Raw genomic sequence first — 12442 nt, 5'->3', positions numbered from 1 at the left:
GAATGTTATGCCCAAATCCACGGCTCGGATGAGCCTTGTTGCCGCTGCTGTCTGCAGTCAATTGCTGCTGATGGGAGCCGCCTTGGCCGAAGAAGCCCAGATGGAGCGTATGGTAGTCAGTGCCAACCGTACCCCGACCCAGATAAGTGAGCTCTCCGGCACAGTTTGGTTAATTGATGAAAACAGCATCCGTGAGCAGATAAACAGCGGCAAAGGCGTGAAAGAGATGCTGGCCGCCCTGGTTCCCTCCATGGACGTATCCAGCCAGGGCCGGACCAACTTTGGTCAGAACATGCGCGGCCGTGCCATGGTGGTGCTGATAGACGGCGTATCCATGAACACCTCCAGGGGGATCAGCCGCCAGCTGGACAGCATAGATCCCTTTAACATCGCCCGCATTGAAGTCTTGGCCGGCGCCTCGGCCCTCTATGGCGGCGGTGCTTTGGGCGGCGCTATCAATATAGTGACCAAAAAAGCCGCCGACAGCCTGGATACCTTTGAAGCCGAGGCAGGTTTCAAATCGGGTTTTAACGGCAGTGATGACTTGGATTACCGCACTGCCTTTGCCGTGGCCGGTGGCAGCGATACCCTCAAGGGACGTTTCAGTGCCGCCTGGCAGGAAAATGGCCAGTGGTTCGACGGCAGCGGCGATCAGGTGATGCCGGATATCACCCAAACCGGCATGCAGTACACCCAAGGTTATGATCTGATGGCCAACCTGGATTGGAGCCTGCCAAACAATGCCACCCTCAGTGCCCTGGTGCAGTTTTACAACAATGAGTCCGATGGCGACCACGGCCTCTATATGGGGGAAAACTTCAGCGGCGTCACCTCAGATGCTTCCCAGCTTGAAAGCCGCAAGGGATTGAATGCCGATCGCAGTCCCAAAACCGATCGTACCTTACTGAACCTCAGCTATACCCAGGCTGACTTTCTCGGCCAAACCTTGTACCTGCAAGGCTTTTACCGCAAGGAAGATCTCGACTTTCACCCCTTCCCTTATGTCAGTGAAACCCTCGGGGTTTACAACTTCTCGGCCTCATCACAAAACACCGGCATTTATGGCCTGAAAGCTGTGTTGGAATCCAGACCCAGCGACAGCCTCAAACTCACCTGGGGCATCGACTGGGACAAGGAGAGCTTCGACTCGGATCAGATGAGTTTTGATCTCGACGCCGCCAACCAGAGTGGCGGTTTGACCATGAAGGAGCTGTTCACCACAGGCCGGTATGTCGACTTCAGTGTCGAGTCCATCGCAGCCTTCCTGCAGGGCAGCTGGGATATCAACGACTATCTGGTGCTCAACGCAGGTTATCGTTATCAGCAGATGGACAACAGTGTCGATGACTTTATCGGCTATAACCAACAGGTGGCGATTGCCCAGGGTAAGGCGCCGGGCGCCGATATTATCAAGGGCGGCAGCACAGACTACCATGTCGGCCTGGTTAACCTGGGCTTGGTGGCTAAACTGAGCCGGGATCAACAACTGTGGCTCGCCTACTCGCAAGGCTTTGAGCTGCCGGATCTGTCCAAATACTATGGTCGCGGCAGCTATCAGGCCGATGCCGATGGTTATCTGCAACTGACCAACAGCATCAATATCAATGATTCCCGCCTCGATGGCATCAAAACAGACTCCTTTGAACTGGGCTGGCGCTATCTGGCCGACCGTTGGCAGGCCCAGGCCAGTCTGTATTACGCCATCTCGGATAAGGTGATTGAGGTCAATCGCAGCGATCTGACCATAGAAGTCAAGGACAAGGATAAACGCACCTATGGCCTGGAAGCCCAGCTGAACTTCGATATCAGCAGCGCCTGGCAGGTGGGCAGCAACCTGCATCTGGTTCGCAGTGAAATCAAAAATGGCTCCGACTGGATTGATGAGACAGTCACCTATGCTTCACCTTCCAAAGCCACGGCCTTTATCGCCTGGCACGGTGACAGCCAGCAGTTAAGATTGCAGGCCGAGCACAGCTTCAGCGCCGACTCTGACTATCGCTTCAAGGCAAATGATGGCCAGAGAAGTGAGTTAGGCAGCTATACCACTTTGGATCTGCTCGGCTCCATCGAACTGGCGGTCGGCAACCTGAGCTATGGCATCGAAAACCTGCTTGATAAGGACTACAGCACCCTTTGGGGCCAGCGAGCCGCTTACTTCTACAGCCCGACTTACGGCCCGGAGAAGATGTTTGACTATCACGGCCGTGGCCGCACTTTTGCCATCAATTACCACCTGAGCTGGTAAATAGCCTCAAAAAGCGTCGCCCCTGCGGCGCTTTTTCTCTTTTGCGCTTGTCAGCTCAGCTCTGATCCCTTAGTTTTTGGCGGCCAATTTATTTACAGGGAAGTGTCATGCTACTTTTAATCGCGGCGATTATGATTATCCTGCTGCGCCGTCTGCTCAAGGCCGATGAGCCCTTTCTGGGCTATGAATGGCTCGCGATTGTCACTTTGGCTATTTATCTGCTCTGTTACTTCTACCTGCCGCCATTTGCACCGGCAAGCAACCAGAGAATGGGGTTACTGTACGAGATGATCCCAAGCTTCAGCCTGGGCGCCATCCTCTTTCCCGAACTGGGTTCACGCTACCCGGAAAAAGTGGTTTGTGTTTTGGGCGGTCTTGGACTGCTGACCTCTGCTGTGATTTTGGCAATATTCAAACTGAGCGTTTGGTAGGTTCAGCCCGGGGATTAAACCGTAACCTCTGGTTGAATGGCTGAGAAACAGAAAGTAACGAAGAAAATGTGAGCGACGGCTTAAGGCGTTTGCAGTGCCTCGCTCACCTTGAGCAAAATGAAACCGGCTCTCTTCGCAACCGACCATTTGGGCACTTCAATTAACTCATCACCGAAAGCCTCATGGGCTTTTTGCATCTCATGATAACTCGCCACCGTCTCACTGAAGTCCTGCTTACTTTCTATATCATTGGCTTTAAATGGCTTACCAGGGCGGAAAGATAAATACCCTGGGGTGATAAACGAACTCAGGGCAATGACTCGGTAAACTCCCGGGAATGGATTATTGCGCCAGCAGGCTTTAAGCATAGGAATCCAGCATTCTGGGAGCAAAAAAGATAATGCCGACATATCAAGAACTATTAGATGCCGCGTCATTTATAAGGGTTAATCTTGGCTTTACACCTGGTTTTGATAGTCGGCTTCCATAAGGCGAACAAAATCTTCCATCTCTTGCCCCGGGGTGATAGGAAAACGCTCCGCCAGCTGTGACAGATTAACAATACGGTCCACCCGAAAGGAGCGAAAATCTTCTCTCAGTTCGCACCAGGCCAGCAAAGTCCAGGTGCCGCGCCAAAAGTAGATCGCCAGCGGCCTTATCTTGCGCTGACTGGCACTGCCTTTGACATCCTGATAGTCGAGCAGCACAAAATGGCGTAGCCTGGCGGCAATACGTAACGGATCCAGGTAGACAAAATCTTGTTGATCAAGGTAGAAATCCGGTGAAAACATCAAACTCTGCAACGCACGTAAACGCTCCGGCACCACAGCTTCTACCTTGATAAGCGCCTGTTTGGCTGCCTTGCCAAGTTCATTACCGACCCAGGTCTGCACCATACGGATCCCCAGTTGGATCGCTTCCAGTTCAGCCTCGTTGAACATCAAGGGTGGTACACTCACCTCCTGACGCAGCAGATAGCCCAGTCCCGCCTCCCCTTCGATGGGGATCCCGCTGAGACAGAGATCCTGAATATCCCGATAGATGGTTCTGACCGACACTTCCAAGCGCTCAGCCAATACGGCCGCCGTGGTCAAGCGGCGATGACGCAGTATCTGCACTATCTGAAACAAACGATCAGCACGGCGCATGACTTATATCATTCCTTATAAATGTTTGATTTACCACCGAAGTGCGAATTGAAAAGCTGCGCATCCGACACTGGCCTATGTCGATGTAGCCAGACAAAACTTCCATTGCCCTATTTGCCTCGCCATCTTTTCATCCTCGCAGAATGAGTAAACTTCGATGCAAAGTGGGGTGACGCCATACAAAGACCGACAATGCGTCGGTCCCGATAAGGATAATTGCGCTGAGCTTACAGCTGCATGGCCCACAAGCCAAGTCGGTTGCCTTCAGAGTCGGCTATTTGAGCGCAATAACCACATTCACCTTCCTTGATAGCCATGGGCGGCAACAGGATCTGCACCCCTTGCGCTTCCAGTTTGCCTATTGTGGTACCCAAACTGTCACCCAGATTGAGATAAACCACTGAGGCCGTCAATGAAGGTGCCATCTGTGGGTGTTTGATCAAACCTAAACACGCACTATCGCTACTGGTACTGCTGACACTGACATACTCGCAATCAGGCATAGGATCTTCGTTGCAATGCAGCCCCAAAACCTCTTGATAAAAATGCTTGGCACGGGCCATATCGGCAACCGGGATCTCACTCCAAACCAAAGGAATTTCTGTTGACATTTTCTCTTCTCCATCTTGATTCAATTATCACAGGAGGCTCATCCTCCAGCGCCCTTACACACTTGGCTATCGGGGCAACAGCAAGTATGCACCTATGCTGCTGACAACCTGTTGTCAGTAGTTGATCTGAAGATACGATTAAACTTTTATGTAGCTGTCGACTGAGGTTGTCTTCCCCACAATATGGCGCTTGTCAGTGCATTCATCATATTTCTGAGCTTAAGTCATACTTTGATGACTGATGAAGTTATCTCCCTGATACGAATTAAACACTGAACGACAATCAAACTTCACATAAAAAAATCCGATGACTCATCGTCATCGGATTTTTTAGTGCTTTGCGAAATCATTTGCCATGACTTGGCGACTTCAAGTGCTGCGTCTGCTCATGGCGAAACTTGCACCAAATAACGTTTCAACCGCCACAACCTTGCAAGACTGCTGGGTTTGTTACCAAAATACTGGCACCATCTTTACCGGCAGAAGAGGCAAAAATAGACACTTGAGACTGCATTTCCGCTGTCGCCTGAGCCGCCATGCCATCAGTCACGCCCGGAACTTCAGATGGGTCGATGAGCGAGCTGTGATGCCCCTTGGCAAAGCGCACGGCGCCGCCACCAGCGCTGGTCTGATCGACGCAGTTAAGCCCCAGAGTCGCAATCAAAGGCTCAGTGCCGGACAGCGGGAAGCCCGCGACAGTACCAGGCAGAACCTGATCGCCCTTGTTACCAGCGCCATCACCGACGATTTCCACCAGATGAACCGGCAAACCCGTGGCCTTGAGCATGGCAGTCTGGTTGATAGGATCGGCTGACTCTATCCCGGTTTGCACCGCAAAGGCAAAGGTAGGGATAAATTCGGCGTATACCTCCTGAACCAGAGCTTCATATTCGGCCGAGCCCGGCTGATATCCTTGTTTATTGGCCGCATTCACCAAGGCCTTGAAGGTATCGGAAGCCGTCACATTGGCAAACAACAAAGGTGCAAAGGTGGCAGAACCGGCGAAAGAGCCCGCCAGGCCGCCGCTCGGCGCCACCAAAGATGCGCCCTTGATGCCATAGTAGTTGGGCAAGGCTGTGCCGGATGCAGGGTCTTTCAAACCTGTGCTGGCATAGGTCGCGAAGTTGGTGCCGACAATGGCGCCAAGGCTAAGCCCCTGAGCGGTTATCTGGTTATTGTCAAAAACCTGAGGCGCGCCCATTTCGATAAGTTGCGCCGACATACCTGTTATCGCGACTCTAAGCGCCAGATGATCCATGGTCGCCTGACGGAAGTTATCCCTTACCGACAGCGTGCTTTCTATATTGACAAATACCAGCGGATTGCCATTTTGGAAGGCATCCGGCTTACCGACAACCTTGCCATAGGCCGCACCTGAGGCCGAGACTTCATAGATGCCGTCACCATTGGCATCAAATGAACGGGCACCGTGCAGCGGCATATCTATGGCCACCGTAGCCACACCGGCTGCGGCATAACTGCCAGCATAGGCCAGCGACATCTCTTTGCCGCCACCCAAACCATGCAGCGCTATCGTGGTGGGCCAGCCACTGGTTGGTGGCGTAAAAGGCAAGCCCTGGCTGGCATAAAACGCCGCAAGCTTAGTGGCGTTGGGCATGGAGATCAGCACAGGCACAGTTTCGTAGTTGCGAATAGCCGGAATAGGATTAAAACGGGTTAGGTGCTTAGTCTTATCGACTGCACTGCCATCATCCAGCTTCCACGCTTTGCCGGCCAACAAGGAAGGATTGGCCAGTGCTGCGGCGGGATCTATATTGTACGCCATCGCCTGGGCGGCAAACTTCTCCTGGCTCAGAGTGCCGGCCTGCAACGCCAGCAACACAGATACCGGGCTGTCGCCCTGGGCTTGCCAGTAACCGTTAATGCCATCACAGCTCGCCGATGAACAAGTACCGTAAACCGGCACTTCAATGGCCGCAGTGTAGACATCGGCCAAATCCGCCAACGCATAGGCTATGCCATCAGCAGGGCTGAGCCCAGCTGCCATCGCCACTGTATAACCGGCGGGAGTCGGAGTTTGCAGCCACTTGGGTGCATAGGGTGAGCCGGGTTGCAACATCAGCAGCTTGGTCGTTTCATAAACATCGGCCACCGACTGGGTGGTAAACAGGCCTGAATAGGTAATGCTTTCCTTGTCAACGCCGTGAGCCGATGCCATGCCCTTCTCATAACTGTTTACCAGAGTTTGCAGCATCAATTGATCGGCGGTTTCCAGCGGCGCTGTGTCGATATCCAGTTTCAACAAACCATAGGTATAGGAAGGCGCTATCGGGCGCCCAGCCGAATCCATGATGAGTTTAGTGGTGGCGTAAATATAGGACTGAGCGGGCTTAAGCGGCTTCAGTGGAACAATAACTATCTTGTTGCCGGACGCTTGAGTGATGAAGTCTTCACCCCAAACCAGCTCTTCACCCACTTCACAGGCAGAAACCGAAGGCTTGGTCTGGCACTCGGCTTTGGATGAAAGCGGGCCGCCGCTGACGGCTTCAAACATTCTCACCGCTCCCGGCTGGGCCACGGAAGATGCCAGCAGGCTCAGGGTATTGCCGCTGTTGTCTTTGGAAGGTTCAATATCTATGGTTATCGGCTGGGTAGTTGACCAACCATCCAGCGCACCCAGCGCCAACTGCGGATTGGTATAGTCACCGGAGGCTTCCCCGGGAATATTCAAGGTACCGTCTGTGGTGCCATTGAGCAGTAAGTCGTTTGGCAAGGGAACTTCAGCTTTGGCAGGATCAAACACCAAATGGGACTCAGGGATGAGCGGCTCGGTCTTATCCTTAAGTTCGTTATAGCTGTCTTCACCACATGCTGTCAGTCCAAGTGCAGATGTGATTGCAACACCCAAAATGAGTCTTTTCATCTTTTTTCCCCAAATCTTGTTGTAATAATTTTGTTTTCCCCAAGAAATTGGTCACAATACCCCAGACACTGTGACCAGAGGAGCTGAAATCTGTACTCAGCCTGTCTCAAGTTAACGTAAAAATATTGAGTTAGCTACATTTTTGTCACAGTTGACCGCAACGAAAAGTAACTATGAACAGTCATTTGTTTTAAACAGATGTATACCGCTGTAGTGAGTCGAGTATTGGCGGGCTTTAGCGCGAAGAGGAAATAACTCCCCATGTTGGAATATCAAGCAGCAAAAGATCTTCTCAAGGGCAAAACTATTCTGGTAACCGGTGCCGGCGACGGTATCGGTAAAACCGCAGCCAAAACCTATGCCGCCCATGGCGCCACAGTGATCCTGCTGGGCAAGACGGTCAAGAAGCTGGAAGCCGTTTACGATGAAATTGAAGCCGCCGGCGGCCCGACGCCAGCGATTGTACCTCTGGATCTCAAGGGCGCCAGCGAACAAAACTACCGCGACATGGCCGAAACCATAGAGCAGCAATTCGGCAAGCTCGATGGCCTGCTGCATAATGCCAGCCTGTTGGGCGCTTTGGGGCCGTTTGAACATATCGATATTCAGTCACTGGAAGATCTGCTCAAGGTCAATGTGGTGGCGGAAGTTATGATGACCAAGGCACTGTTGCCTGTGATGCGCAAGGCCGAGCACGCCTCAATTATTTTTACCTCCAGCAGTGTTGGCCGTAAGGGCCGCGCTTACTGGGGCCCATACGCCTTCTCCAAGTTTGCTACCGAAGGCATGATGCAGGTGCTGGCTCATGAATGTGAAGGCACCCAGGTGCGCGCCAACAGTATCAATCCGGGAGCAACCCGCACCGGCATGCGCGCCAAGGCTTATCCGGCAGAGAACCCACTGGATCTCAAGACGCCAGAGCAGATAATGCCCGTTTATCTATATCTGATGGGCGACGACAGCCTGCAGGAAAACGGTCAGGCCTTTAACGCCCAGTAACATTTTCCTCAAGAATAAACGCAGTCCAATGGGCTGCGTTTTGCTATTCATACGCCATTCATACACGTTTTATAAAAGAAATAAGGAGGCAATCCATGAGTCAAGAATACCCTATAGGCACTCCAGGTACTCCCTGGGGAGAGGCCGAAAAATCCGCCTGGCGCGCCACCCAAAGCATTAAACGCAGCTACCGTGAACAGGTGCTCGACAAGATCTATGCCCTCAAGACAGCTTTTGAATGCCGCCGGTACGGCGCCTTAAGTTATGACCCGGAACGTTATCCCCTGCTCGCCCTGCAGAGTAAATCACCACAGGCAAATAAGCCCTGGGTATTGGTCACTGGCGGGATCCACGGTTATGAAACCAGTGGCGTTCAAGGTGCGCTGCAGTTTCTTGAGCAGGAAGCCGAGCGCTATCAAGCGGATTTCAACCTCCTGGTCGTCCCCTGTGTCAGCCCTTGGGGATACGAAGTCATCAACCGTTGGAATCCCTTGGCTATCGATCCCAACCGCTCCTTCTTTGAACCCAGCCCGGCAGAAGAGTCTGCCGCATTGATGGCTCTGGTTGCTAGCCACGGCGCCCCTTTCCTGGCTCATATCGATCTGCATGAAACCACAGACACGGATGAAACCGAGTTTCGCCCGGCGCTGGCGGCCCGCGATGGCAAAATCATAGCTCCCGGCGAGATCCCGGACGGTTTTTATGTGGTAGATGATGAAGCCATGCCGCAACCTGAATTCCAACGAGCCATTATCGAAGCGGTCGCCAAAGTGACCCATATCGCTCCGGCCGACAAAGACGGCAAGATCATCGGCTCTCCTGTGGTCGACCACGGCGTTATCCGTTATCCGCTCAAGCAACTTGGTTTATGTGCCTCGGTTACCAATGCCCCATACACCTGCACCACGGAAGTCTACCCCGACAGCCCGCAGGCAAGCGATGAACAGTGCAATGCCGCCCAGGTAGCTGCGGTTTGTGGCGCATTGGATTATCTAAAACGAATTCAAGGTTAGGGTTTTCGGCTCCGGTCCCCTCTTGCAGGAATGAAGTGACTCTCGCCCAAGAGTAAACCTGAAACAGCGCTGCATCTGATATTCAACCTGTCAGGTCAAATAACCCGTCAGATAGAATAACTATGACCCGGCATTTGCCGGGTCATCTGTTTCAACCGTCTATCAAACCCTCATTGAAGATAAAAGTAACCACAGGAGAGTTCTGTTTATTAACAATCTTTTATTGACTGATAATGGTTTTCATTTAAAATCACTTTCAGTTCCAGGTATCGACTTTGCTTTTTTACTCTGACTTTTCAGGCCGTCATTGAATGCTGCGATTAACCAGGTCGGCATATGACAGCGCTTTTCTGTTTTAGCAGACGATACCAATTAGATGTGGAGTGGTTTATGCCCAAGATAAGCAAGCATATTTCCAAGATATGCCATAAGCAGGCCAAGAAGGCGTTGAAAAAGACGCAACCCGCACTCGGCAAGTCCAGCCGCAAACGCCTTGGCAAAGGCTTGGTTAGTGCATTAGAGCAGCAACTGCCCACTGAACTCTCCCGGCAAAAGAAGCTCAAAAAACCGCAAAAGAAACTGCTCAAGGCAGAGCTGCAAAACCGAGCCAGCACCTGGATTGCCGCCAATCAAGCTTCTGTCGAACTCGGACAACTTCACAGCCTAAAACCCCAGACCGGCAGCATGAGCTTTGCGCTGCGCCCCTTTAAGAAATCCCCCTGCGGCGGCTGCCCGGCACTCAAGGGCAAACTGTGCCGCTGCGCCCTTAAGTATCAACAGCGGCTACAGCAGGCAGGTTAACCCTTCCGCAGAACTAGATAATTGCCCGACATTACTGTCAGTCGTCGCTGATCAGATCGTCAAAACGTTTGTAGCCATGCAGGGAATCAAAGTCTTTCTCCTCCTTGGCCGCCTCACTGAGTGAGGCACTGAAACCCACAGCCAATTCCAGATCGGAAATCGCCTGCTCTTCCGAGCCCATGCGGGTAAAGGCGCAGGCCCGCTGATAAAGCGCATTGGCGTTCTTGGGATCCACTTCCAACACCCGGTTACAGATGCTCATCGCCCAGTGATACTCGCCCATTTCCATGGCGGCATCGGCCTTGTAGGTCAAGGCTTCGAGATCGCCCGGACGTATTTTGAGAATATCGTTGTAGATTTCGATTCGCTGCTCCGGCGTCTGCGAATGTTGAGCACGGATCCACAGGTTGTGTATCTCGTTGATCCGTTCAATTTCCTTGTTGTTTTCAGTAATGATCCGGCTCTTTCGTTTCAGCTCACGCTCCATCTCCTGAAACTTTTTCTCATATTGGGCGGCAATCGCCTCCAGCTTCTCGTTGGCCATCTCCTGGGTCTTGTCGCGAATATCCTTGAGTGACTGCCACCCTACCAAGGCGATCAATGACACAGCGGCGGCAATAAGATAGAAGAAGTAGGTCACGGTCACATTGGCGTAGTTCATCGACTTGTCGGCCACCGCCAACTCACGGTCGGTAATATCGACCGTGACCCGTTTTTCCAGCGACTGCATGTCTTGCCGTATCGACTTGAGCTCATCGAGCACATAGCGCTCTATCAAGGGTTTGTCGTAAATACTCTGCTCCGAATAAGGTTTTGGGGGCTCTTCAGCCGCCATAACCGGCAGCGCCAGGCTCAATAACACCAATATCAGTGCATGCCATAACTTCATTTTTCCTCCTGTTGCACTCAGGTTTTCTCCACACCCTAACAAATGGGTCTGGATGGGTAAAATTGGCTTATAAAAAAAGCCAGCGCCGTTAAGCGCTGGCTACTGCAAAACCAATAATTAATAAACTTAACCGAGATCCATCACCATCTTACGGGTGCTGACCAATTGACTGAACTCACGCATCTGCTCTTTGGAGAGTTGGCTGGCCATGGGGATATCCGCCTTCATGGCATTCACCGGCCGCCCGTTGACATGAAACTCATAATGCAGATGCGGCCCGGTCGAACGCCCGGTATTACCGGAAAGCGCAATAACCTGACCACGACTGACCCTCTGCCCCTTATGCACCAAAGGTTTGGACAGATGCAGATATCGGGTACGGTATTTGTTGCCATGTTCTATCACTATATATTTACCGGCGTATCTATGATTGGTCACCAGAGTCACCACTCCGTCACCCGGTGCTACTACCTTGGTGCCTATCGGTACGGCAAAGTCGGTGCCGTTATGGGGTGAAACCCGCCCTGTGACCGGGTGACGGCGATTGGGGTTGAATGATGAGCTGATCCTATAGCGTTTCTCCAGCGGGATCCGCTGGAAGGCCCGCGCCAAACTCCGCCCTTTCTCATCATAGAAGTTGCCATCTGTGCTCTGAAACGCAGTGATTTCATTGCGGCCGTTTTGAATGCGTAATCCCAACACCTGGCTGACACCGGTCGACTCCCCTTCTATGTACTGATCATTCATCAGCACAGAAAAGTGGTCACCGGCACGGAGATCCCGGGCAAAATTGAGCTTTTCTTTCAACAAGCTTTCAATTTTTTGAATTTCGGCGGCGCTCAGACCGACTCGCTGCGCCGAGCGATAGAAAGAACCTTGGATCTCACCGCTGACAATCCGGTTTTGCCAGACGCCTTCGATGTTGATCTCTTCAACCCCATAACCGCCATCGTCGAAGCGCTTGAACAGTACCTGATGCGCGGCGTTGAAGTAGAGTTCCAACTGGGTCAGATTGCCCTGTTCATCAAGCCAGAAACGGATCCTGTTACCCGGTTGCAGGGTATCGAGTGCCAAGATATCCAAATCGGCTTCCAACACCTTGTACATGGTCTGCTGGCCAACCCCCGCCTTTTGAAACAATACACTGAGGGTGTCACCACTTTGGATCACGCGTTCAAAGTCCGGACCGGCCAACTCAACAACCGAAGGCTCAGTGCCGACTTGAGGCAGCAGAGCTTCAATATCCAGATGCAAGGGAATACGTTGTGGGGTGACTTCATGAGTCCCGGGCCAAAGCAGCGCCGCGCCCACCAATAACCCAGAGCTGAGCAGCAGCTTCTTGTGAAAGGATGGTAAGGTCTGCAAACGCATAGGGATTATACTCAACCAGGATATTCTATCTGTCTGCAACTGTTGCCTCA

11 protein-coding genes are annotated in these 12442 nt (G+C 52.4%); 5 read left to right on the top strand and 6 right to left on the bottom strand.

Translation table 11 applies throughout. The features are described 5' to 3' along the window. Nucleotides 1-7 precede the first annotated feature (7 nt). Both SIL79_RS14810 and SIL79_RS14805 read left to right on the top strand, forming a co-directional pair. Complete coding sequence (locus SIL79_RS14810) at nucleotides 8-2245, top strand: TonB-dependent receptor (protein WP_144360807.1); 2238 nt, start codon at nucleotides 8-10, stop codon at nucleotides 2243-2245. Nucleotides 2246-2352: 107 nt separating this feature from the next. After that, the gene (locus tag SIL79_RS14805) at nucleotides 2353-2676 is read left to right on the top strand and encodes a hypothetical protein (RefSeq protein ID WP_144360806.1); all 324 of its coding nucleotides are present in this window, start codon (nucleotides 2353-2355) and stop codon (nucleotides 2674-2676) included. Between the two features lie 80 nt (nucleotides 2677-2756). Here SIL79_RS14805 and SIL79_RS14800 read toward each other — a convergent pair whose 3' ends face one another. The 4 genes from SIL79_RS14800 to SIL79_RS14785 form a co-directional block, all read right to left on the bottom strand. Continuing rightward, a complete protein-coding gene (locus tag SIL79_RS14800) occupies nucleotides 2757-3086 on the bottom strand; it encodes a hypothetical protein (protein WP_319619425.1) in 330 nt (109 codons plus the stop codon). 48 nt (nucleotides 3087-3134) lie between these two features. Beyond that, complete coding sequence (locus tag SIL79_RS14795) at nucleotides 3135-3824, bottom strand: helix-turn-helix transcriptional regulator (protein WP_319619424.1); 690 nt, start codon at nucleotides 3822-3824, stop codon at nucleotides 3135-3137. Nucleotides 3825-4051: 227 nt separating this feature from the next. Next, on the bottom strand, nucleotides 4052-4435 hold the full coding sequence (locus SIL79_RS14790; protein ID WP_039033422.1) for a VOC family protein: 384 nt from the start codon (nucleotides 4433-4435) through the stop codon (nucleotides 4052-4054). A gap of 415 nt (nucleotides 4436-4850) precedes the next feature. After that, on the bottom strand, nucleotides 4851-7319 hold the full coding sequence (locus SIL79_RS14785; RefSeq protein ID WP_144360803.1) for a VolA/Pla-1 family phospholipase: 2469 nt from the start codon (nucleotides 7317-7319) through the stop codon (nucleotides 4851-4853). A gap of 261 nt (nucleotides 7320-7580) precedes the next feature. On the opposite strand from SIL79_RS14785, the gene SIL79_RS14780 reads away from it, so the two are divergent. The 3 genes from SIL79_RS14780 (at nucleotide 7581) to SIL79_RS14770 (ending at nucleotide 10132) form a co-directional block, all read left to right on the top strand. After that, the gene (locus SIL79_RS14780; protein WP_039033424.1) at nucleotides 7581-8318 is read left to right on the top strand and encodes a YciK family oxidoreductase; all 738 of its coding nucleotides are present in this window, start codon (nucleotides 7581-7583) and stop codon (nucleotides 8316-8318) included. Between the two features lie 95 nt (nucleotides 8319-8413). Next, nucleotides 8414-9331: a M14 family metallopeptidase gene (locus SIL79_RS14775; RefSeq protein ID WP_319619423.1), complete on the top strand. Its 918-nt coding sequence runs from the start codon at nucleotides 8414-8416 to the stop codon at nucleotides 9329-9331. A gap of 390 nt (nucleotides 9332-9721) precedes the next feature. Then, complete coding sequence (locus SIL79_RS14770) at nucleotides 9722-10132, top strand: hypothetical protein (RefSeq protein WP_039033426.1); 411 nt, start codon at nucleotides 9722-9724, stop codon at nucleotides 10130-10132. Between the two features lie 37 nt (nucleotides 10133-10169). On the opposite strand, the gene SIL79_RS14765 is transcribed toward SIL79_RS14770, so the two are convergent. Further along, complete coding sequence (locus SIL79_RS14765; protein WP_071475883.1) at nucleotides 10170-11021, bottom strand: tetratricopeptide repeat protein; 852 nt, start codon at nucleotides 11019-11021, stop codon at nucleotides 10170-10172. Nucleotides 11022-11147: 126 nt separating this feature from the next. After that, entirely contained in the window at nucleotides 11148-12431 is a 1284-nt protein-coding gene (locus SIL79_RS14760; protein ID WP_405130419.1) for a peptidoglycan DD-metalloendopeptidase family protein, read from the bottom strand. Nucleotides 12432-12442 lie beyond the last annotated feature (11 nt).

It is taken from the genome of Shewanella indica (genome assembly GCF_033842865.1).
Taxonomy (GTDB): Bacteria; Pseudomonadota; Gammaproteobacteria; order Enterobacterales; family Shewanellaceae; genus Shewanella; species Shewanella indica.
This window is presented reverse-complemented; position numbering and strand designations above follow the sequence as displayed.

What these genes read in the sequence shown, in the direction of transcription:
- SIL79_RS14810 (WP_144360807.1), top strand. Translation starts at nt 8, where the DNA reads ATGCCCAAATCCACGGCTCGGATGAGCCTTGTTGCCGCTGCTGTCTGC.
- SIL79_RS14805 (WP_144360806.1), top strand. Translation starts at nt 2,353, where the DNA reads ATGCTACTTTTAATCGCGGCGATTATGATTATCCTGCTGCGCCGTCTG.
- SIL79_RS14800 (WP_319619425.1), bottom strand. Translation starts at nt 3,086, where the DNA reads ATGTCGGCATTATCTTTTTTGCTCCCAGAATGCTGGATTCCTATGCTT.
- SIL79_RS14795 (WP_319619424.1), bottom strand. Translation starts at nt 3,824, where the DNA reads ATGCGCCGTGCTGATCGTTTGTTTCAGATAGTGCAGATACTGCGTCAT.
- SIL79_RS14790 (WP_039033422.1), bottom strand. Translation starts at nt 4,435, where the DNA reads ATGTCAACAGAAATTCCTTTGGTTTGGAGTGAGATCCCGGTTGCCGAT.
- SIL79_RS14785 (WP_144360803.1), bottom strand. Translation starts at nt 7,319, where the DNA reads ATGAAAAGACTCATTTTGGGTGTTGCAATCACATCTGCACTTGGACTG.
- SIL79_RS14780 (WP_039033424.1), top strand. Translation starts at nt 7,581, where the DNA reads ATGTTGGAATATCAAGCAGCAAAAGATCTTCTCAAGGGCAAAACTATT.
- SIL79_RS14775 (WP_319619423.1), top strand. Translation starts at nt 8,414, where the DNA reads ATGAGTCAAGAATACCCTATAGGCACTCCAGGTACTCCCTGGGGAGAG.
- SIL79_RS14770 (WP_039033426.1), top strand. Translation starts at nt 9,722, where the DNA reads ATGCCCAAGATAAGCAAGCATATTTCCAAGATATGCCATAAGCAGGCC.
- SIL79_RS14765 (WP_071475883.1), bottom strand. Translation starts at nt 11,021, where the DNA reads ATGAAGTTATGGCATGCACTGATATTGGTGTTATTGAGCCTGGCGCTG.